The sequence below is a fragment of the Oligella sp. HMSC09E12 genome (assembly GCF_001808505.1).
In the GTDB taxonomy this organism is placed as follows: Bacteria; Pseudomonadota; Gammaproteobacteria; order Burkholderiales; family Burkholderiaceae_B; genus Oligella; species Oligella urethralis.
Genome location: NZ_KV793606.1, coordinates 37,350 through 60,092 on the forward strand (window position 1 = coordinate 37,350; position 22,743 = coordinate 60,092).

The 22,743-nt window shown below is 46.1% G+C and carries 18 protein-coding genes; 6 read left to right on the forward strand and 12 right to left on the reverse strand.

The window, feature by feature from the left end:
• The 3 genes from folP to HMPREF3179_RS09590 form a co-directional block, all read right to left on the reverse strand.
• On the reverse strand, positions 1–849 hold the full coding sequence (gene folP / locus HMPREF3179_RS09580; protein ID WP_070470940.1) for a dihydropteroate synthase: 849 nt from the start codon (positions 847–849) through the stop codon (positions 1–3).
• Positions 850–937: 88 nt separating this feature from the next.
• On the reverse strand, positions 938–2,914 hold the full coding sequence (ftsH, locus tag HMPREF3179_RS09585; protein WP_048769273.1) for an ATP-dependent zinc metalloprotease FtsH: 1,977 nt from the start codon (positions 2,912–2,914) through the stop codon (positions 938–940).
• A gap of 178 nt (positions 2,915–3,092) precedes the next feature.
• Entirely contained in the window at positions 3,093–3,731 is a 639-nt protein-coding gene (locus HMPREF3179_RS09590) for an RlmE family RNA methyltransferase (protein WP_036558499.1), read from the reverse strand.
• A gap of 14 nt (positions 3,732–3,745) precedes the next feature.
• Between HMPREF3179_RS09590 and yhbY the strand changes: the two genes are divergently transcribed.
• The 4 genes from yhbY (at position 3,746) to HMPREF3179_RS09610 (ending at position 8,391) form a co-directional block, all read left to right on the forward strand.
• Positions 3,746–4,306 (forward strand): ribosome assembly RNA-binding protein YhbY, encoded by a 561-nt coding sequence (yhbY, locus tag HMPREF3179_RS09595; protein WP_070470942.1) that lies wholly within the window; start codon positions 3,746–3,748, stop codon positions 4,304–4,306.
• A 284-nt stretch (positions 4,307–4,590) separates the two neighbouring features.
• Complete coding sequence (locus tag HMPREF3179_RS09600; RefSeq protein WP_070470944.1) at positions 4,591–5,283, forward strand: gluconate 2-dehydrogenase subunit 3 family protein; 693 nt, start codon at positions 4,591–4,593, stop codon at positions 5,281–5,283.
• Positions 5,284–5,286: 3 nt separating this feature from the next.
• A complete protein-coding gene (locus HMPREF3179_RS09605) occupies positions 5,287–7,056 on the forward strand; it encodes a GMC family oxidoreductase (RefSeq protein WP_070470946.1) in 1,770 nt (589 codons plus the stop codon).
• A gap of 12 nt (positions 7,057–7,068) precedes the next feature.
• Positions 7,069–8,391, forward strand: a complete 1,323-nt coding sequence (locus tag HMPREF3179_RS09610; protein ID WP_070470948.1) for a cytochrome c — start codon at positions 7,069–7,071, stop codon at positions 8,389–8,391.
• Positions 8,392–8,497: 106 nt separating this feature from the next.
• Here HMPREF3179_RS09610 and greA read toward each other — a convergent pair whose 3' ends face one another.
• Together greA and HMPREF3179_RS09620 are read right to left on the reverse strand one after the other, a co-directional pair.
• Positions 8,498–8,974 (reverse strand): transcription elongation factor GreA, encoded by a 477-nt coding sequence (gene greA / locus HMPREF3179_RS09615; RefSeq protein WP_018025654.1) that lies wholly within the window; start codon positions 8,972–8,974, stop codon positions 8,498–8,500.
• A 165-nt stretch (positions 8,975–9,139) separates the two neighbouring features.
• Positions 9,140–10,408: a solute carrier family 23 protein gene (locus tag HMPREF3179_RS09620; protein WP_070470971.1), complete on the reverse strand. Its 1,269-nt coding sequence runs from the start codon at positions 10,406–10,408 to the stop codon at positions 9,140–9,142.
• Positions 10,409–10,712: 304 nt separating this feature from the next.
• On the opposite strand from HMPREF3179_RS09620, the gene HMPREF3179_RS09625 reads away from it, so the two are divergent.
• The gene (locus HMPREF3179_RS09625; RefSeq protein WP_070470950.1) at positions 10,713–11,360 is read left to right on the forward strand and encodes a histidine phosphatase family protein; all 648 of its coding nucleotides are present in this window, start codon (positions 10,713–10,715) and stop codon (positions 11,358–11,360) included.
• Positions 11,361–11,423: 63 nt separating this feature from the next.
• On the opposite strand, the gene carB is transcribed toward HMPREF3179_RS09625, so the two are convergent.
• The 3 genes from carB to HMPREF3179_RS09640 form a co-directional block, all read right to left on the reverse strand.
• A complete protein-coding gene (carB, locus tag HMPREF3179_RS09630; protein WP_070470952.1) occupies positions 11,424–14,663 on the reverse strand; it encodes a carbamoyl-phosphate synthase large subunit in 3,240 nt (1,079 codons plus the stop codon).
• A 6-nt stretch (positions 14,664–14,669) separates the two neighbouring features.
• Positions 14,670–15,830 carry a glutamine-hydrolyzing carbamoyl-phosphate synthase small subunit gene (gene carA / locus HMPREF3179_RS09635; protein WP_018025650.1) on the reverse strand — a complete coding sequence of 387 codons (1,161 nt, stop codon included), beginning with the start codon at positions 15,828–15,830 and terminating at the stop codon, positions 14,670–14,672.
• Between the two features lie 182 nt (positions 15,831–16,012).
• Complete coding sequence (locus HMPREF3179_RS09640; protein ID WP_018025649.1) at positions 16,013–16,921, reverse strand: hypothetical protein; 909 nt, start codon at positions 16,919–16,921, stop codon at positions 16,013–16,015.
• 434 nt (positions 16,922–17,355) lie between these two features.
• Between HMPREF3179_RS09640 and tal the strand changes: the two genes are divergently transcribed.
• Complete coding sequence (tal, locus tag HMPREF3179_RS09645; protein WP_070470954.1) at positions 17,356–18,318, forward strand: transaldolase; 963 nt, start codon at positions 17,356–17,358, stop codon at positions 18,316–18,318.
• A 189-nt stretch (positions 18,319–18,507) separates the two neighbouring features.
• Here tal and recR read toward each other — a convergent pair whose 3' ends face one another.
• The 4 genes from recR to HMPREF3179_RS09665 all read right to left on the reverse strand — a co-directional run bounded on the left by recR (position 18,508) and on the right by HMPREF3179_RS09665 (position 22,508).
• The gene (gene recR, locus HMPREF3179_RS09650) at positions 18,508–19,128 is read right to left on the reverse strand and encodes a recombination mediator RecR (RefSeq protein ID WP_070470956.1); all 621 of its coding nucleotides are present in this window, start codon (positions 19,126–19,128) and stop codon (positions 18,508–18,510) included.
• Positions 19,129–19,160: 32 nt separating this feature from the next.
• Entirely contained in the window at positions 19,161–19,487 is a 327-nt protein-coding gene (locus HMPREF3179_RS09655) for a YbaB/EbfC family nucleoid-associated protein (RefSeq protein ID WP_026156738.1), read from the reverse strand.
• Positions 19,488–19,536: 49 nt separating this feature from the next.
• Positions 19,537–21,552 (reverse strand): DNA polymerase III subunit gamma/tau, encoded by a 2,016-nt coding sequence (gene dnaX, locus HMPREF3179_RS09660; protein WP_018025644.1) that lies wholly within the window; start codon positions 21,550–21,552, stop codon positions 19,537–19,539.
• A 155-nt stretch (positions 21,553–21,707) separates the two neighbouring features.
• Positions 21,708–22,508 (reverse strand): Fic family protein, encoded by an 801-nt coding sequence (locus tag HMPREF3179_RS09665; RefSeq protein ID WP_070470958.1) that lies wholly within the window; start codon positions 22,506–22,508, stop codon positions 21,708–21,710.
• Positions 22,509–22,743 lie beyond the last annotated feature (235 nt).

Here is a 22,743-nt window from a genome sequence, read left to right on the forward strand (position 1 = left end):
TTAATTTACTCCCTGATGAATGGCCTGCCAAACAGCTAATGCCTCAACCGTTTCAGCAACATCATGTACTCTAAGAATGGCAGCACCGCGCTCAGCGCAAGCGATGGCTGCCACCACACTACCAATCAAACGATCCTGAGCCGGTTTATTGGTAACCGCACCAATCATTGATTTGCGCGATAAACCTGTTAGTAAGGGTAGATGTAGACTTTGAAGATCCGCCAGTTCATTTAGAAGCTGATAATTCTGAGCGACGGTCTTACCAAAGCCAAAACCAGGATCAAGCATGATTCTACTTGGTTCAACACCGCATTTTAACAAAAGCTCAGCTCTTTCTTGTAAAAAATTCTTCACATGCGCTGTAATATTACCATCATAATCTGGGGGATTTTGCTGCATTGTTTTAGGCTCACCCACCATATGCATAATACAAACCCCACAGTTAGGATGTGCACTCACCACCTCAAGGGCACCCGGTTGACGCAAGGCATAAATATCATTAATCATATCTGCGCCAGCGTCTAATGCGGCCCGCATAACTTCTGGCTTTAAAGTATCGATGGACAAAGGCACGCCAGCACCCTTAAGCTCTTCAATCACTGGTAACACTCGCCGCAATTCCTCTTCCACCGTGACGGCGTCGCTACCGGGGCGGGTGGATTCGCCACCGATATCCAGTATCTGCGCTCCTTCAGCCACCAGCTTCAAACCATGTTCAATCGCCAAGTCCAATTGTTCTGACTGGGCTCCCCCATCAGAAAAAGAATCCGGCGTGACATTAACAATCCCCATCACCAAGGGGCTAGAAAGATCAAGGACAAAGCGTCCGCATGTAAAGGTTTTAGACATAAAATTGATACTACTTATTTATATGAGCGTTGAGAAATAAAAAAGCACTGTAAAAACAACTTACAGTGCTTCAATACAAAAAGAAATATTAAAGTGCTTCTACTGGCTTATCGCCATCTTCATCCTTTTTATCTTTTTTGTCTTTTTTATCTTTAGCACTTTTACTACTATCTTCAGCCTCTTTTTGCTCGTCCGCCTTGTCCGTTTGCGGTGCATTACCCGCACTCGGTGGCTGAGAATCATAAGGCTGATCAGGTACCTTAGGGGGACGCGGAGGACGACCCTGCATAATATCCTCGACCTGCTCTGCATCAATGGTTTCCCACTCCATTAAGGCCTTGGCCATGGCATGCATCTTGTCCTTGTTGTCCTCAATGAGTTTACGGGCCACCTGATACTGCTCATCAATAATGGCACGAATCTCAGCATCCACCTTTTGCATGGTCGCTTCAGACATTTGCGAAGAACGTGACATTTGACGGCCTAAGAAAGGATCGGTGTCATTTTCCGCATACACCATCGGCCCTAAAGAGTCGGTCATACCATAGCGGGTCACAATATCTCGGGCGATTTGCGTTGCACGCTCAAAGTCGTTAGAGGCGCCAGTGGTCATCTGATTCATAAAGACTTCCTCAGCAATACGACCACCAAATAAAACCGCAATCATATTGAGTAAGCGCTCTTTATCCATGCTGTAACGATCATTTTCAGGCAACTGCATGGTAACACCCAAGGCACGTCCACGCGGAATAATCGTCACTTTATGAACCGGGTCTGTCTTGGGTAATAAGCGCGCCACCAAGGCGTGACCTGATTCATGATAGGCAGTATTTAAACGCTCCTCTTCCGGCATCACCATCGAACGGCGCTCAGCACCCATAATGATTTTATCTTTGGCCTGCTCAAAGTCCACCATATCGACCATGCGACCGTTACGACGAGCAGCAAAGAGGGCCGCTTCGTTAACCAAGTTAGCTAAATCGGCGCCAGAAAAACCCGGGGTACCACGTGCAATCACTGAGGCATCGACATTAGGCGCAACATGCACTTTACGCATATGCACTTTAAGAATTTGCTCACGACCACGTACATCTGGTAAAGATACCACCACCTGACGGTCAAAACGACCAGGACGTAATAAGGCCGGATCGAGTACATCGGGACGGTTAGTAGCGGCAATTACAATCACGCTCTGCCCTGACTCGAAACCATCCATTTCTACTAATAACTGATTCAGCGTCTGCTCACGCTCGTCATTACCACCACCAACACCGGCGCCACGCTGACGACCCACTGCGTCGATCTCATCAATAAAGATAATGCACGGTGCATGCTTTTTAGCCGTCTCGAACATATCACGAACACGTGATGCACCCACGCCGACGAACATCTCAACAAAGTCAGAACCTGAGATAGTAAAGAACGGCACCTTGGCCTCACCGGCAATGGCTTTTGCCAATAATGTCTTACCCGTACCAGGCGAACCGACCATCAGTATACCACGAGGAATGCGACCACCTAAGCGCTGGAAACGAGACGGATCACGTAAGAACTCAACGATCTCGGTCACCTCCTCTTTGGCCTCATCACACCCTGCCACATCGGCAAAGGTGATACGGTTATTGTTTTGATCCAACATCCGAGCGCGGGACTTACCGAAGCTGAAGGCTCCGCCCTTGCCGCCGCCCTGCATTTGGCGCATAAAGAAGATCCAAACCCCGATCAATAAAAGCATCGGGAACCATGAGAGTAAGGCACTTAAGAAGAAAGAAGGCTGCTCAGGTGGGCGTGCCGTCACCTGCACACCATCACGAATCAAATCACTCACCATCCAAAGATCGCGCGGCGCCGTCAACGAATAGGTACGACCATTAGCCGGGGTGACTGTCAGCTTATCACCTTGGATTTCAACTCTAGATAACTTACCTTGCTTTGCATCTTCCAAAAATTGCGAATAAGTCACCGTATCCATAGGCACTGAAGGTGTATCAAGCTGCCTAAAGACCGTAAATAGGACCATCGCAATGATCGCCCAGATGGCAAATTTCGAAAAGGAATTATTCAAGGCATGGTACTCCAAAAAAACCGAATCTGATAATAATAAAACACTGCGTCAATAAATACAGCAAATCGTAAGCTTGAGATAAAGACAAGCCGCTTTTTATTGAGCATGCTTTATTCTAACGTATTATAGTGGGGGTAAAAAACGATATCTCAAGCAATTTGCTAATTAAAAATCCGCATTAGGATTCCTTAAGACCCTTCGCAACTAAAAAAGTTTCTGCCGAACGATCGCGTGAGGCCTTGGGCTTACGCTCCACAACACGCTTAAAATGGCGTTTAAAAAGCTCCACAATCTGAGAAAAGCCACTGCCATGAAAGGCCTTAACAATCACCGCACCTTCAGGCTTTAAATGCGCAATGGCAAATTCCAACACCAATTCACAAACGTGTTGAATCCGAGCAGCATCCGCCGGTCCCACACCAGAAAGATTGGGCGCCATATCAGAAATGACTAAATCTACCTGTTGACCATCCAGCCTTTGCTCAAGTTCATGGAGGACCTCATCCTCACGAAAATCACCCTGAAAGAACTCAACCCCAGCAATCTCCTCCATCGGTAACAGATCCAACGCAATGACACGACCATCTAGCTCACCCGATGGCGTCACTAATCTTTCTCGCGCAACCTGCGACCAACTGCCGGGTGCGGCGCCTAAGTCTACTATAATATCCCCTTGACGCATTAGCTTTTCTGTCTCTAAAATCTCGATAAGCTTAAATGCAGCCCTTGCTCTATAGCCTTTTTGCTGAGCAAGCTTTACGTATGGATCATTAATATGTTGATGAATCCAGTTTTTGGAAAATTTCTTTTTGGCCATTGCCAATCATTCCTATGTCTATTCTTGAACTAACTTCTAAGGAACGTAGTGCGCTACGTTCTGCGGCTCATTCACTCAAGCCCGTGGTCCAAATCGGTGACAACGGACTCACTGAGAGCGTATTAAAAGAGATCGATCGTAACCTAACGGCGCATAGCCTGATTAAAGTTAGGGTTGCATCAGACGAGCGCGAAGAGCGCAGCAATATGCTCGATCAAATTTGTGAAACCTTGTCGTGTGCCAACATTCACCATTTAGGTAAGATATTGATTTTATACCGTCCCGGTAAATCCGTCATTGATACCGAGCCTTATGATGAATTTGCGCCGCAGAACCAACGCAGTTATCGCAAAGCGGGGGAGACCTATACCCCTAAGCGCATCGCTGCCGAGGGCAAAAAGCTCAATCGCCCATTCAAACAGTCAAAGCCTAAGACAGCTGAAAGCAACCGCGAAATTGCTAAGGCCTTTTTCAATCGCCGTAACACTAGCGGTGCCAGCAAAACTACCCCCTCCACTCGTCGCCGCCCTTCTAGCGCTTTGAGTTTAAGAGCTGGGCGCCGTCGCATGGATTAGCGCTTTTAAATTGGCTGCGCTTTGATGATTTATTGAATCCACTTCTTTGACTCAATCCTCTCACATTATGTGAGAGGATTGTTGTTTTCTTTACATTAGCTTCTCCGTATTTTCCCTTAAAACCTTAGTTATCACCCTAACAAAACGCCTCTTTTAAGAGCAACTTATAATTAGCTGCCTTGACAATCACTATTTAGCGTTTCATGCTGAGGATTAGTATCACCACAATTCCTTAGATAATCCTCATAGAAAGTGTTTCTTCGTTTTAATCAAGGAGCTTAACCATGCCTACAAGACATTGGTCCCCATCGCGACGCCATTTCCTAAAAGCGGTCGGTGCTGGTACTGTTGCAGTATCACTTCCGGCTGAGGCTAAGATTTCGCCCCCTCCCCCGTTAAATGAATATAAACCCGTCTTTTTCAATCAAGAGGAGTGGGACTTTATTTTAGCTGCCTGTGCCAGACTAATACCCTCTGAGGGAGAAGGGCCTGGTGCATTAGAAACACGGGTACCAGTTTTTATTGATCTGCAAATGGCGGGCGATTTCGGTAAAGCTGCTGATTGGTATATGGAGGGTCCACACTATCCCGACGCTAAATTAGATCGTGGTTTTCAATCGCCCTTAAGTCCAGCGGAAATTTATCGTGAATCCATCACCTATATCAATCAATGGTGTGAACAGCATGAATCAAATAAATTCGCCCTATTAAGCGAGGATATTCAAGACCGTGTTTTGACCTCCTGTCAAACAAATGAGATTGGTCTGAAATCTGAACTAAAAGAATTTTTTTCATTACTACTGCAAAACACGAAAGAGGGTTATTTTGCCGACCCCATGTATGGCGGTAATTATGGCTTGGCGGCTTGGAAGCATATTGGCTTCCCAGGTGCAAGAGCAGCATTTACCGAATGGGTAGATCAGCACAATGTGCCTTACCCATTAGGCCCAGTTTCAATTTCAGGTGAGAGAGGCTAGATCATGAAACGTACCAATCCTAAAAAAGACGTAGTGATAGTTGGCTTAGGTTGGACTGGCTCCATTTTAGGTATGGAGTTGGCTAACCAGGGCTTGGACATTATTGCCCTTGAACGCGGTCCCGAGCAAAATACGGTACCCGACTTTCAATATCCTAAGGTAATTGATGAATTAAAATACGGCATACGCCTCAATTTCGCTCAAAAGCCTAAAAACTCCACCTTAACGATACGTCGCTCACTCGATGAGACCGCCTTGCCATACCGCGTACTTGGCTCCTTTTTACCGGGTAACGGTGTAGGTGGTGCTGGTATGCACTGGAACGGTCATACATGGCGACCACAGGTCGAGGAAATGAAGCTGCGTAGCTATGTGGAGGAAAGATTTGGGGTCGATATTATTCCTGAGGATATGACGATTCAGGACTATCCTTTCAGCTATGATGAATTAGAACCCTTTTTTGACCGCTTTGAATATGTAGCCGGTGTATCTGGAACAGCTGGGAATATTCGCGGACAAAAGCAAAATGGTGGCAATCCTTTTGAAGCACCGCGTAGCCGAAACTACCCAATGCCCGCCCTGCCACAAACCTATGATGCCATGAAGTTTGCAAAAGCAGCGGCGGACTTAGGCTATCACCCCTTCCCCAGACCAGCAGGTATTGCTTCTCAAGCCTATGTCAATGAGTACGGTATGCAAATGGGACCCTGTAACTTCTGTGGTTTCTGTGAGCGCTATGGCTGTTATAACTATTCCAAATCCTCACCACAAACCATGATTTTGGATGCACTTAAACGCAAACCAAACTTTCACTATAAGACTCATGCTGAAGTGTTGAAAATTGAACTGGCTGAAGACGGCAAAACAGCCACTGGCGTAACCTACTTTGATGAAGAAAGTGGCGAGCAGGTTTTTCAACCAGCTGATTTAGTTATACTTTGCGCCTACGCTATTCATAACGTACATTTGATGCTGATTTCCGGTATCGGTCAGCCCTATAACCCACACACTGGTGACGGTGTGGTCGGTAAAAACTACTCCTATCAGATGAATGGTGGCGTCAGTCTATTTTTTAAAGATGAACACTTTAACTGGTTCATCGGCAATGGTAGTAACGGTATGGTGATTGATGATTTCGGAATCAATAATATTGACTATGCCAAAGAAGGCTTTATCGGCGGTAGTTATATTTCATCTGGCACTTATAACGGTCAACCACTCCGTAGCATGCGCTTACCTGAAGGCACACCCTCTTGGGGCGCCGGCTGGAAATCAGCTATTAAAGAGTGGTATTCGCACTCAATGAGTATTGCCTCGCATGGTTCCTGTATGTCCTATAAGCAATTCTATTTGGATCTAGATCCTACTTATAAAGACCGTCATGGACGCCCCTTATTACGCATGACCTTTAATTGGCATCCTAACGATATCCGCATGACACAATTTATGCGTAAAAAAATGGAGGAAATTGCCACATCGATGAAGCCGGATATGATGCAATCCAGCTTCAAGCAAGAAGGCGCTCAATATAATGTACGCCCCTATCAAACCACCCACAATGTGGGCGGTGCTATTGTGGGTGACAGCCCAAAAAACTCTGCTTTAAACAAGTATTTACAAGCTTGGGATCAACATAATGTCTTTGTGATGGGCGCCAGTGCCTTTCCACAAAACATTCAATACAATCCAACCGGCTTGGTAGGAGCATTAGCTTATTGGGCGGCTCATCATATTATCGACAAGTACCTTAAAGACCCACGTCCTTTAGTTTAAGGGAGAATAAGTATGTCCAGACGATTAAAAAGCTTCATTGCTTTAATGATTTTGGGACTTGTCGCTCTAGCGGCAATAATCTTGATACCTGCTAAGAAAACTAAACCACAGCAACAAGTCGACGAGAATTACCAAGCCGATCTTGCGACTGGTAAATACTTGGCAGTAATTGGTAACTGTCTGAGCTGTCACACCTCTGATCCAAGCAAGCCCTTTGCAGGTGGTAGGGCCATTGACACTGATATGGGTACTATTTATTCGACAAATATTACACCAGACGAAGAACACGGTATAGGAAAATACAGTTTAGACGAGTTCCGGGCCGCACTTTATGACGGTTTACGCAATGACGGCAAGCATCTCTACCCAGCAATGCCTTATGAAAACTATAGAAAATTGAGCGAAGAAGATATTCGCGCCATGTACGCATATTTTCAAGAAGAGGTAGAAGCCATTAATGCGCCAAACCTTGAGCCGGAGATGAACTTCCCGTTCAATCAACGTTGGGGTATTCGACTATGGAAATGGATTAATCTTGAAAAACCGGGTTTCACTGCACCGACAAGTGATAATCAACTGCTCGTGCGCGGTGCTTATCTTGTACAAGCCGTTGGTCACTGTGGCGCCTGTCACAGTCCGAGAAATAGCACGATGGGTCAAAAAGGCATTGATGAACGTAGTCAATCATTTTTGACTGGCGCAGAAATGGGTGGTTTCACGGTGCCAGCGCTACACGGTAAGCACAGCGCAATCGCTAAATGGTCAGTAGAAGATTTACGTTTATTCCTTAGCACGGGACGTAATGAACACGCCACTGCCACCGGCAGTATGGCTGTCACCGTTGAGGATGCACTGCAATTCCAAAGTGAAGATGATACGTTAGCGATGGCCATCTATTTAAAACATCTTAATCAAGATCATCCAAGCACCACCGCCCTCAAGGTAAAGGAAAACGAGAAAACTGCCACTGAGCTTGAGTTGAGCAAGGCCGATCCGAAGTTAGATTTAGGAAAGCGCCTATATCTGGATAACTGCGTAGGATGCCACTTTGTAGACGGTAAGGGAGCGCCAGAAATTTTTCCTAAACTGGATGGCAACTCCATTGTGATTGCGGATAATCCAACCTCGTTGATTAACATCCTCTTGCACGGTGCAGAGCTCCCCTCAACCGAACTACGCCCCGCCAGACTTCGGATGCCAGATTTTGCTTGGCGCTTAGATGACGAAGAGGTGGCCGAATTAGCTACCTTTATTCGTAAGGGTTGGAATAACAAAGCTAGCGCCGTCAGTGCCTCACAGGTAGAAAAGATACGAGCAATGCGCGTTGAGAAATAGCATCTAATTGTACGACTTAACATTAAAAATCCTCTCAGCGCTTACCGTTGAGAGGATTTTATAATTTGAAATTAATCGCCGAAGCTTACAGACGAGATTTTAAGACTTACAGATACTCGACTAATAAGATCTCGAATTCACGCTCACCAGAGGGTACCATCACAGTCACTACATCACCCTCGTGCTTACCGATGAGGGCACGAGCAACGGGACTGGAAACGGAAATCAGATTTTGACGAATATCTGATTCAATATCACCCACGATTTGATACTTCAGCTGCTCACCTGTATCTAAGTCTTCCAACTCAACCGTGGCGCCGAACACAATCCGATCACCTGCATCTAAGGTGGCGGGATCAATGATATTTGCTGCCGATAAAACGCTTTCAAGCTCCTTGATACGCCCCTCAACAAAACTCTGACGCTCACGCGCTGCATCATACTCTGCATTTTCAGAAAGATCGCCATGTGCACGAGCAACAGCAATCGCTTCAATAACAGCAGGTCGCTCAACCGTTTTTAAATTAGCTAGTTCATCATTAAGGCGCTTCGCGCCAGCAACAGTTAAAGGAATACCTGACATGATCTACCTCTACCCAAAATACAATTAAAAGAGCGCCCCAACATCATCACCTCAATGGCAATATAAGGGCGCCTAAAAATAAAACCCCGACCAACACAGTCGGGGAAGAGTTAACTCTATTATGCTTAAAAAGTTCTTAAAAATCAAGTACTCATCATCATGAAACTATGATTTCTTATTGTCACGCTTAAGACTTAAAAGCTGATACAGTAAAATAGCACCAAAGGTGGCGGTACCAATCCCCTCAAACTTAAAAAATCCTAATTCAATCGTAAAATTACCCGCACCTAAAATAACCGCAATGGCTGCCACAATCAGATTACGGTTATCCGAAAAATCCACCCGATTAATCACCCATATACGCGCCCCAGCAATCGCAATCAAGCCAAACACAACCACTGAAACCCCACCTAAAACAGGTGCCGGTACGCTATGAATTAAGGCACCAAATTTTGGTGAAAAACCTAAGATAATTGCGAAGATCGCCGCAATCACAAAAATCAGGGTGGAGTAAATACGCGTCACCGACATCACACCGATATTTTCACCATAAGTCGTCACACCGGTACCACCGACAGAAGCCGCCACCATGGTTGCTACCCCATCGCCCACAAAGGCACGACCTAAATACTGGTCTAAATTACGACCCGTCATAGCACTAACCGCACGGATATGACCTAAGTTTTCAGCAACCAAAATAATTGCCACGGGCGCAATAACGGTGATGGCAGACAATTGAAATTCCGGCTGATAGAAAGTTGGTATACCGAACCAAGGCGCTGCGGCCACGGCACTCAAATCCACCGGTGTACCAAAGCCGAGTAGATTACTAAACACGTAATACAATAAATAAGATAAGACCAAACCGACCAAAATTAATAAGCGTTGCAGCATGCCATGCGTAAATACAGCCACTAAGCCAACGCTGGTCATGGTTACGATCGCCATTACGGCATCATAAGTGCTACCACTCGCCATCGCCCCTTTGGCAGCCACTGGGGCAAGGTTTAAACCAATCACCGCGACAATAGCACCTGTGACCACGGGCGGCATCAGCCTCTCAATCACCGCCGCGGCACTGCCCTTGGCATTAAAATGCCAAATCACTAAACCAATGAGCGTGTAGATCAAACCACAAATAATGATCGCTCCCAAGGCAACCCCGATATTTGCATTTAAGCCTGAGCCACTATAGGCAGTAACTGACACCACCCCACCAATAAAGGCAAAGCTAGAACCCAAATAACTGGGCACTTGGCCCTTAACCAAAAAGAAAAAGATTAAGGTACCAATACCTGACATTAATACCGCTAAGTTGGCATCAAAGCCCATCAATAAGGGGCCCAATACCGTGGCGCCAAACATCGCCACCACGTGCTGCACACCCATCACAACGGACTGCCCCATCGGCAAGCGCTCATCTGGTGCAATCATCTGCCCGGGTTGTAAATTTGGTACTAAACGCCACTTAGGAAAGAAAGCGGCTGTCTCCGGCGTGTGTGCAGTCGACTCCTCGCCCACTGGCTGCCCCGAGGCTGAGCTTACACTTTCCTCACCACTATAGCCGAAACCCACTGCTTCATCCGACGTGGCTTGATCCTTGTCCGTCATGAGACTCCCCTTACATAGAGTTAAAAACATAATTTGTGCCAGTAATTTTAGCATGAGGCTTCACTACTCCTGTGCGCTTTGAAGTGATAGAATGAAGCCTGTTTTGAACCCATAACGAGGAGTGATCATGTCCGGACGTAGCACTGACTTACTCATTATCCGTCATGGTGAGACGGATTGGAATGCTTTGCAACGTTTACAAGGTTGGTCTGATATTAGCTTAAATGAGACTGGCAAACAGCAGGCTGAACATCTTAGAAAGTACTTACAAAACGACTATTTGCAAAAACTATATGAAAAGCATGGTCTAAAGCTGACACGTATTTATACCAGTGATTTAAAACGCGCCATTCAAACCGCTACCCCACTGGCTCAAGAGTTATCACTCACTATTCAGATTGATGTTGACTTACGAGAACGTAATTACGGCAAACTAGAGGGTCAAAATTGGCGTGAAGCGTTTCAACACTTCGATACACAACAACATGCCACGCCTAAAGATTTTGCTGAAGAATTAGCGGTGGAACCTTTGGTACTTTTCTCAAAGCGCTTGCAGGGGGCACTGCATGGCATTACCCAACGATATCCAGGTGAGCTAGTGGCGATTGTGTCTCATGGTGGTGCCTTGGATATGATGTGGCGCTATTTTATGGGTCTAGAAAATACCGCTCAACGCGAGGTTTTACAGCGTAATACCACCATCAATCATGTACGTTTTAGCGAGGGTGGGTGGCAACTCATTGATTGGGGTCATGGTGCCCATTTAGAAAGTTAAGGCTAAACATCACAAAAACAAACCCGAAATCATTCGCTAATTTCGGGTTTGTTTATTTCTGCTTTAGTGCGATATTTCTTTATGCAGCTCTTGTAAAGAGTACACCGTCATGTTTTTAGACGCACGCATATAAAGCATCCCCTGTACTGCAGCAGCAGCACCTGCGATCGTGGTAAAGAAAGTTAAACTACCAGCTAAAGCATGGGTGCGGATGGTCTTCGAGTCATTAATCGCATTACGACGCTCCTCAACGGTATTAATCACCATATCGATTTCATCGTTTTTGATCATATCCACAATATGTGGACGACCCTCAGTCACCTTATTCACCGCTTGCACCGGAATACCAGCCTCACTAATTTTGGCCGCAGTACCGCGTGTGGCACGAAGCTTGAAGCCTAAATCATGTAAGCCCCTAGCAATTTCGAGTGCCTTGTCCTTGTCCTGATCCTTAACACTTAAGAACACTGTACCCGATTCCGGTAAGGTGGCACCGGCTCCGATCTGTGATTTAAGGAAGGCTTCACCAAAGGTTTTACCAACCCCCATCACCTCACCGGTAGACTTCATCTCAGGACCAAGAATGGTATCCACACTTGGGAACTTCACAAATGGGAAAACCGCTTCCTTCACACTGTAGAAAGGAGGAATAACTTCCTTATCCACGCCCTGCTCCGCTAAGCTCATACCCGCCATGGTACGGGCAGCAATTTTAGCTAGTTGTAAACCCGTGGCCTTAGACACAAAGGGCACGGTACGAGAAGCGCGTGGATTCACCTCCAACACATACACCTCACCCTCTTGGATGGCAAACTGTACGTTCATCAGACCCTTAACATCAAGCGCTTTGGCCATCAGGCTGGTTTGGCGTTTAATTTCAGCGATCGTAGCATCATCTAATGAATACGGCGGTAAGCTACACGCAGAGTCACCAGAGTGCACACCGGCTTGCTCAATATGCTGCATTACCCCACCGATAAAGACGTGCTCACCATCAGCGATACAATCCACATCGACTTCAATGGCATTATTGAGGAAACGATCCAATAACACTGGCGAGTCATTGCTCACCTTGACGGCCTCACGCATATAACGCTCTAAATCGCTTTGCTCGTGTACGATTTCCATGGCACGACCTCCTAATACATAGGATGGACGCACGACTAGGGGGTAGCCAATCTCTGAGGCCTGAGCCAAGGCTTCGCTCTCAGTGCGGGCGGTACGATTAGGCGGCTGACGCAAGCCAAGCTTTTGTAACAGCTTTTGGAAACGCTCACGGTCTTCAGCAATATCGATGGATTCAGGGCTGGTACCGATAATAGGCACACCATTAGCCTCAAGTGCACGCGCTAATTTAAGCGGTGTTTGACCACCGTACTGCACAATCATGCCGACCGGTTTTTCGACCTCAACAATTTCCAACACATCTTCAAGTGTTAAAGGCTCAAAGTACAGACGGTCTGAGGTATCGTAGTCAGTGGAGACAGTCTCGGGATTACAGTTAATCATGATGGTCTCATAACCGTCATCACGTAAAGCAAAGCTTGCGTGCACGCAGCAATAATCAAACTCAATACCCTGACCAATGCGGTTAGGTCCACCACCAAGCACGATGATTTTCTTGTTAGTGGTAGGCTCTGCCTCACACTCCTCCTCATAAGTGGAGTAGAAATACGCAGTACTCGTAGGGAATTCAGCCGCACATGTGTCAACGCGTTTATAGACAGGGCGGATATTATGCTGATGACGATTTTTACGAACCTCAGCCTCAGTGGTATCGAGCAAATAAGCTAAACGACGATCGGAGAAACCGTTGCGCTTTAATTCACGCATCGTTTCAGGCTCAATCGACGCCAAAGTCATTTTTTCTAGCGCTAATTCAATATCAACAATTTCTTTAATCTGCTCTAAGAACCAAAGATCGATTTTGGTGAGTTGGTGCACTTCCTCTAAGCTAAAGCCCTTGGCAAAGGCATCACCCACATACCAAATACGCTGTGGACCCGGCTCTGCCAATTCAACTTGCAATTTCTCGCGATCGATGGTCATCTGATTTAAACCATCAACACCAACCTCTAAACCGCGCAGTGCTTTTTGGAATGACTCCTTGAACGTGCGTCCAATCGCCATGACCTCACCCACTGACTTCATTTGCGTGGTTAGACGATCATTGGCTTGGGGAAATTTTTCAAAGGCAAAGCGAGGGATTTTAGTGACAACGTAATCAATGGTCGGCTCAAATGAAACCGGGATTTTACTGCCGGTAATCTCGTGCTTTATCTCATCCAAGGTATAACCAACCGCTAAGCGAGCTGCCACTTTAGCAATTGGGAAACCGGTCGCTTTGGAAGCCAAGGCAGATGAACGCGACACACGCGGATTCATCTCAATCACAATAATACGGCCATTATCCGGATTAACCGCAAACTGTACGTTAGAACCACCGGCAGCCACCCCAATCTCACGTAAAATAGCTAGGGAGGCATCGTGCATGATGCGATACTCTTTGGCCGTCATCGTTTGCGCTGGCGCTACCGTGATAGAGTCACCGGTATGCACCCCCATCGGATCCAAGTTTTCGATGGAGCAGACAATAATGCAGTTATCAGCGGCGTCACGCACCACTTCCATTTCATATTCTTTCCAACCAAGCAAAGACTCTTCGATCAATAACTCGCTCGTTGGTGAGGCCTCTAAACCTCGTTGGCAAATGGTTTCGAACTCCTCAGGGTTATAAGCGATACCACCCCCGGTACCACCTAAGGTAAAGCTCGGACGAATCACCACAGGGAAACCCGAGGTACCGATTTCTGCGGCGATATTACGCTGCACTTCCCACGCCTCTTCCATGCTATGAGCAATCCCAGATTTAGCAGAGTCAAGGCCGATTTTAGTCATCGCATCCTTGAACTTCATGCGGTCCTCAGCCTTTTCAATCGCGTCTTGATTAGCGCCGATAAGCTCAACCCCATACTTTTCAAGAACACCATGACGAGCTAAGTCCAAGGCGCAGTTTAATGCGGTCTGACCACCCATGGTGGCTAATAGTGCATCCGGTCTTTCCACCTCAATAATACGCTCAACCGCTTGCCAGGTAATGGGCTCAATATAGGTCACATCGGCCGTTTCTGGGTCGGTCATAATGGTGGCCGGGTTGCTATTAACTAAAATCGTACGATAGCCCTCTGCCTTTAATGCTTTACAAGCTTGGGCACCCGAATAGTCAAACTCACATGCCTGACCGATAACAATCGGACCAGCACCCACAATTAAAATACTTTTTATATCTGTACGCTTAGGCATAATTCTCTACTTTTCTGCCATTAAATGAATGAATTGATCGAAGATGGTCACAGCCGCATAAGGCGCTGTGCTAGCCTCAGGTTGTGCTTGCAAACCGAGGGCCGGACGATCAGTGAATTGAATACCCTGTAGACCGCCATCAAATAAGGAAATATGTGTGGCCTTAAGCGCTGCCGGTAGACTGTCTTTTGCAACCGCAAAGCTCTGGCTCTGTACGGTGATCATGACACGACCCGTGCTAAGATCCTGCACTGGGTGATTCGCACCGTAATTACCTACTTTTAGTTTATAGCTTGTCGCACCACCCGCCAAAGCTAGAATTTGGAAGCCCAAACCAATACCTAATAACGGCACCTTGCGCTCCAATAGTTGCTTAGTATTTTCGATGGCATAAGCACATGCTGAGGGGTCACCAGGGCCATTGGATAAGAACACACCATCTGGATTCAAGGCTAGCACCTCCGCCGCTGGTGTTGTCGCTGGTACAATGGTAATATGGCAGTTTTTATCAGCCAATAGCTGTAATAAACTATTTTTAACACCAAAATCGTAAACCACCACATGGTATGCCGCATCCGCCTCACTTAGCTCAGCAAAGCCCTCATTTAACTGCCACGAGCGCTGGTGCCACTGCGTTGGCGCCTGACGACTCACGACCTTGGCTAAGTCCTGACCCGCAAGACCGGCATGGGCCTTAGCTAATTCGATGGCTTTGGCTGCATCATCACCCACCATAATACATGCTGACTGGGCACCCCCATCGCGTAAAATACGCGTCAATTTACGGGTATCGACTTCACTAATTGCCACAATGCCATTAGCCTTTAAATACTCAGGCAACGACTGCTCGGCGCGGAAATTAGAGTAACGTACAGGACAGCTACGAATCACGAGACCGGCAGCCTGAACTTGGGAAGACTCGTTATCCTCGGAGTTAATGCCGGTATTACCAATATGAGGATAAGTAAGGGTGATAATTTGTTGATGATAGTCGGGATCTGTTAAAAGCTCCTGATAGCCGACCATGGAGGTGTTGAAAACAATTTCTGCTGTGCAATGACCCGCCGCACCGATAGAACGACCTCTAAAGACGGTCCCATCTGCTAATGCGAGAATCGCCGGCTCAACACCTTGTTGATAAGCAAATATGCTACTTGAGTGCGCCATAAAATCTCTTACTAATAAACTGAATTAAACCTGTTTATTATATAGGAAATCCGGGCTCTACTTAAGCAATTCAGCGGATTTGGGGATAATTGTCTATTGAAATAAGTACGCTAAAAGCAGCACCCACCACTCACCCATGGACGCTAGCGCACCCCCTGGAAAACAGCGTCTCGCAACGGTCATTAGCGCTGCATAAAGGCATGCGGACGACCCAATGCATCGTATTCAAGATTTAAGATGGCACTGCGGTGATACTGCTTTGTCGCCGCTTGAAAATCATACACTATGACCTGCTCACCAGTCTTAGTTGAACGACGACTATAAAGTGTTGGATAGGTCGTGCGACTACCTCGATAAACATACAAACGCCCGTGACCGCTTTCGGATAAAATCTCACGCCAACCAGCGCCAGCAGAGCTACCAACGGTAGGATCAATGCCATTAGGCTGCAATCGCTCAAGCAACCACATATGCTGACCATTTGCCTTTGGATTACGCGCATCCTTACACATGGCGAGTACTAAGGGTCGCCCTTCAACCGAAAAATTTACAGTATAAAAGCTCAAATCGCTGATGCTTGCACCCTGACATAGCTGAGCGGAATCGGATAAGGGCAAAGGCAGATTTCTCAAGGCTAAGCTGGGATGTAGCACGGGATCACCAAGTAAAGGCTCCTGACTACGTCGCGCACTCTCGGAGTCAGTATATACGGGTAAGCGATCAATATTGAGATAAACCCACTCGGTAATGCGCGGCAATAAACGACCTAGACAAGAGACATTAGTACATGCCTCAAGTGATTTTGTATGCTTATTGATCTCACTCGCAATCACTGCTGGACGCTCGGTATTGGCCAATAAGGTCGTCGAATAATAATTCCATGTCATCAACTGGCGGGCCACATCCAGATTTTGGCATAAGCCTTTGGGCCATTTAGCTAATTCCCTTTCTTGTACCACTAAGGCATCACGACCGAAACGCTCAAGCAAAACCGCTTCATCTAAGCAAGGGTTGATCACTAGCTCAAATTCCGCTTGAGAAAAACCCAATAATTTATAGGCATTAGGAAAGGCACTGGCCGCCGGAGACATCAGCGACAAGCTAAACAAAAACAAGCAAAAGAAAAGCCTAAAAAATCTTTTCAATTAAAACAGCCTTTGCAAAAATCCAATGAAATTGATAAGCCACATACGTAATGCCATAACTATTGTGATCGCTTGAAAACATTTGCTTACATAGGATTACATAACTTTAAATAGTATACTATAAGCACTGTTTAAGCAAATAATTTAGCCTAGCAAGATACAGATACATATAGCATCCCCCTTAGTACCCTAGTAGTCAGAGCGATAGTTATTGTATCCTTAGTCAAAAAAAGTTAATTAAAGTTCCAAACGCTTACTTTAATCAAATTAATTTACGCCTTACTCCCTCTTTAACAGCATTTACATATCAAACTAATATAATTTCCTATAGGTAGACGCTTTTAGCACTTAATTTATTCTTTTTTATTTGGGTTTTTAAAATGACGAATCAACTAGATAGCTTAGCCAAATACACCACCATTGTGGCCGATACCGGTGATTTTGAGGCGATGCGTCAGCTGCAGCCAACCGATGCCACCACCAATCCATCCCTGATTCTTAAAGCGACACAGGATCAACGCTATCGCCCCCTACTTGATGAAGTCATTAAACAGCAGCCTGATGCACCAACTGAGGAGATTCTTGATCATTTATTGGTACTTTTTGGTCGTAAAATTTTAGAGGTCGTGCCTGGTCGTGTTTCTACTGAGGTGGATGCGCGCTTATCCTTTGATACTGCCGCTACTGTTGCTCGTGCACGCCGACTAATCCAATTATATAAAGCGGCTGGTATTGATAGGCAACGCGTACTGATTAAAATCGCCTCGACTTGGGAGGGGATTGAGGCCGCTAAGCAATTAGAACAAGAAGGTATTCACTGCAATCTCACCCTGCTCTTTAGTTTGGTACAAGCCGTGGCTTGTGCCAATGCTGGCGTCAAGCTGATTTCACCCTTTGTTGGTCGTATTTATGATTGGTATAAAAAACAGGCAGGTAGCACGTGGGATGATGAGGCGCAAGCCGGCTCACATGATCCTGGCGTCAAATCCGTGACCAACATCTTTAATTACTATAAGAAATTCGCAATTAAAACCGAGATTATGGGCGCTAGCTTCCGCAACATCGGACAAATTCAAGCCTTAGCCGGTTGTGATTTATTGACCATCAGCCCCGAGTTATTACAACAACTCGCTAATACGCACACACCACTGACACCGGCATTGGATGCACATCAAGCCCAAGCCATGGCGATTGAAGAAATAGCATTGGATGAGGCGCGCTTCCGCTTCCTACTCAATGAAGATGCCATGGCAACAGAAAAACTGGCTGAAGGTATTCGTAACTTTGTCAGCGATGCGATTAAGCTAGACCAACTGATTGAGTCTGCGCGCCAGCGCGTATAGTTTACTAGGGGTGCGAGGCATTAGACCGAAGCGACGCAGTGTTTAACGTGTGAGCACACGGTTTAACATGACGTGATGCGCTCTCTGCGTTTGGGCGCAGTATCACCCTGTGGCGCCGTACTTGCTTTGTACTGCGCATCGCGGTGGTAGATAAATTGTCGCAGTCATCAGGCTTAATGCCTGCCGCAACTAGCCTTTACGCTCCATTAAAGCCCAGGCGATGGTGCCAGCGTCCACATATTCCAATTCACTACCAGCTGGGATTCCACGCGCAATACGCGTTACCTTAATCTGGTGCGGGCGCAATAACTGCTCCAAATAATGCGCCGTGGTTTCACCCTCACTGGTGTAATTGGTCGCTAAAATCACCTCTTTGATTGTTGTGTCTTGGACACGCTCAATCAAGCGTTGCAAACTTAAACTGAGTGCCCCTACGCCTTGAATGGGCTGCAATTTGCCCATCAACACATAGTACAAACCACGGTAACTGCGGGTGGACTCAATCATCAATTGATCAACTGGCGTTTCCACGACACATAGCACAGAAGCATCACGCGACTCATCGCTACAGGTTGCACAGATTTCACCCGTTGTAAAGGAGTTACATAATTGGCAATGGCGCAACTCTGTCAGCGCACGCTCCAATGCGTGTGACAGTCTTAAGCCACTCTCCGGATCGTGTTGCAGCAAGTAATAAGCCATACGCCGCGCACTACGCTCACCAATACCCGGGAGCTGGCATAAACTATCAACCAACTCCTCTAAGGGCTCATCAAACTTAGGCTCGGCTTTAGATCCTGGGATATTCAATGACTTATCTTAGCGATGGATAAAATGAATCACTAGAACGGGAACTTCATACCCGGAGGCATTGGCATACCAGCCGTTGCGGCAGCCATTTTCTCATCCGCCATCGCCTGTGCCTTACGTAAAGCATCGTTAAAGGCAGCAGCGGTCAAATCCTCAAGCATGTCTTTATCATCTTCCAGCAAAGATGGATCAATGCTAACGCGGCGCACATCATTACGACAAGTCATTGTAACCTTTACTAAACCACCGCCGGCTGCACCCTCAACCTCAATATTTGCCAAGGCCTCTTGTGCTTTTTTCACATCTTCCTGCATTTTCTGCGCCTGCTTCATCAGCCCGGCTAATTGATTTTTCATAATCATATGAAGAATTCCTTTTTATCAAAAAATTTACCGTATTGTATCGTATCTAGTCTGTTGATAAAACGCGTACCGAGCCTTCAACTACATTTGCACCAAAGCTTGTCTTTAAGCTCTGGATATAAGGGTCATTAGCAACGCGCTCTTCAGCTTGCAACTGACGCTCTTCTTGCTCCCTGATCAGTTGCGCACGTGCAGTGGCATCACCCGTCTCACCGCTTTCAAAGTGTAATTTCACCACCCGAGCAAAATACTCAGTTAAGGCCGTGGTTAGGGTTGATTTAATCGCTAAACTATCCACATTTTTTAAAAATATTTTTAAGTAAATGGTATTATCCTTGGTCGCCAACCATTGACTATTAAGCAATAGCTCGCCTGCCAACCCCGGCAACGCCAAGCTGCGAGTCAACTCAATCCAACGCGCCTGATTAAGCGAAGATAAGGTGATTTTATCCTCATCGGTGGCGGTTGTAGGTACCCACGTCGGATCAAAATCCATATCCGAGCTCAAGGGCTCATCAATAATATCCCCGTCATAATCCACCATGGCACTGCTTTGCAGACTCATCCAGTCGTGCTCTGACAGGTCAGAGCTTGCAGCACTTGCCGCGGGTTCTGCGGTAGGCTGCGACGCTTCAAGCACATCATCGATATTGCCAACGCTACTTGAGGTTAAGGCCTCGGTCGGTGGCATAGGGTCGGATTCTTCGGTACTTGGCTTCTGCCTTGCTTGGTCTAACTCCTCAGGTGAGGAATTCATAGGCGCTGATGAGGATTCCTCAGCCGGCCTAGGCGCAGTGGCTTGTGTATCCACTGCGGTCGCCGGTGAAGAAACGGTAGGTTGGGCCGCTTGCGCATTCGGCTCCGGTGCGACGTCTAATTTAAGGTGTTTTTTTTTATCCTCAAGGCCGTCGTTCGAGTCAGTTACAGGCACTACTGTGGCTGTCGCTGTGCTTTGTTGTAGCTCTGACTGAATCGCTGGTGCATTAATCAAAGCCAACATGCGCAGACAAATCATCACAAAGCCAGCATACTCATCAGGCGCTAATGCTAATTCCTTGCGACCATGTACCGTAATACTATAAAAAAGCTGTAATATATCGTGATTCGCACTTTGTACCACTTGCGCCAATTCAGGATAAAGCGGATCATCCCTATCAATCGTACCGGCTAATCGCTGCTCCATCGCTAGACGCGATAACAAAGCCGCCAAGTCAGCCAAGGCCCCCTCATAGGAAAAGCCACGATCCGCAATGGCATCAGCGATCGCTACCACTTGGCTCGCATCACCAGCCAATAAGGCACGAATTAAATTCACTAAATAGCTCTGATCAATGGTGCCCAACATATCCTGCATTGCTTGCACAGTGATATGATTGCCGCTAAAGGCAATGGCTTGATCAGTAAGTGATAAGGCATCACGCATAGAACCAGCAGCGCCTCGGGCAATTAATTGCAAGGCTGCTTTTTCATAGTCCACCCCCTCTTCATTGAGCAAATGTTGCAAATGCTCCACTACCGCTTCGGGGGACATTTGCTTGAGGTTGTATTGAATACAGCGAGATAAAACCGTCACCGGGATTTTCTGTGGATCGGTGGTCGCTAGAATAAACTTCAGGTGCGGAGGCGGCTCTTCCAAGGTCTTTAACATGGCGTTAAAGGCGTGTGTGGTCAACATATGCACCTCGTCAATGGTGTAGATCTTAAAACGACCACGTGAGGGTGCATAAATGGCTTGCTCTAACAGCGGCGTAATCTCATCTACACCGCGTCTTGAGGCCGCATCGACTTCAATATAATCAACAAAGCGTCCCTGATCAATTTCCAAGCAAGTTGAACACTGACCGCAGGGATTGGCAGTAATACCAGTTTCACAATTCAGTGATTTGGCAAGAATGCGTGCCAAGGTGGTTTTACCAACACCGCGCGTACCTGTAAATAACCAGGCGTGATGAATTCGTTGTGTTTGCAGCGCATTTGACAATGCGCGAACCACATGATCCTGACCGACTAACTCCGAAAATGAACGAGGACGCCACTTACGGGCAAGGGCTAAATAATTCATAGAACACGTGGATAATGAAAAATAAACGGTGAGCCTGACTTCGGCCTGTAAAAACCCTTTACATCAAAGGCTAACAAAATATGATTAGAAATACTATGAGTAATTAAGTGGATTCATTATAGCAAATAACTTCTTAGCTTAAATAGCGAGTTATCTCATGGGCGCTCTATATCTTGCTCAGCTTCGTTTAGTTTTCTTATCAGTTCTACATCAGGATGACAGCGGACTAAAAAATCCATCATTAGCGTAGCGTCTTTATTGATATAAAAGTCTTGCATTTTTTCGTTAAACTCTTCCTTTTTTTGTGCAGGAATACTAATGCCTGCTATACCATTAGCTAATAATTCACCACACATCATTAATCGAGATGAACGCTTATTACCATCAAAATAAAACTGTTGCAATGCACCAAAAAGGAAAAAGGCCGTGGCTCTTTCAAAAACTGGCAGTGTTTTTAGTTTCTCTAAGCCCTCATCAAACACTTTATTTAAGGTAGCTGCGTTATCTTCTGTTGGGATAGGATTGTATTGCCCTAACTCTCCTAACGCCACATAGGGCGTATAGTTCTTTTCCTCACCCTCACCTCGAAAATTCCCCCACTCCAACACCTCGTTTCTAGCGACTAACTTATGAATGCTATCAAAGTTTTGTTTAGATAACTCAAACTCACCTGAGCGAACTAAGCTTATAAGGTGACGAGTACTAGCATTTAAGTTAAGAATCTGCTCTTGGTCATCAATTCTATGACCACCAACAGTGATGCCCTCCAATAAGGTTTTAACCTCATTGAAAGTGAATGGATTACCCTCTAAGACCCCAGCGCTCCAAATAAATTCGGGCAAATTTCTCATAAAACGAAAACAAGCTGCCTCTACAGTGTATATAGGAATAATTGAAGGAATTTTGGAACGATCCCATTTAAAACCTAATGCGTTAAATAAAGTTTGGTTGTTCATGTCGCTCTTTGATTATTTTTTAATCAATGCTCTAATACTATCAGAAACGTTCCTTTCATAAATTGTGGTAATTTGTGCATTTCCTTTAATTCTTCCAAGCGATGACGTTCTTTGTCCCCTATGTCACACGAGTTGTCCGATCATTTAATTTTTACTTTTAACCCATTTAGGGCGGCGGTTAGGATCTTATAATGGCAGTTCATCGTCTTAAGTTTAAAGAAGAACTCATCCGGAA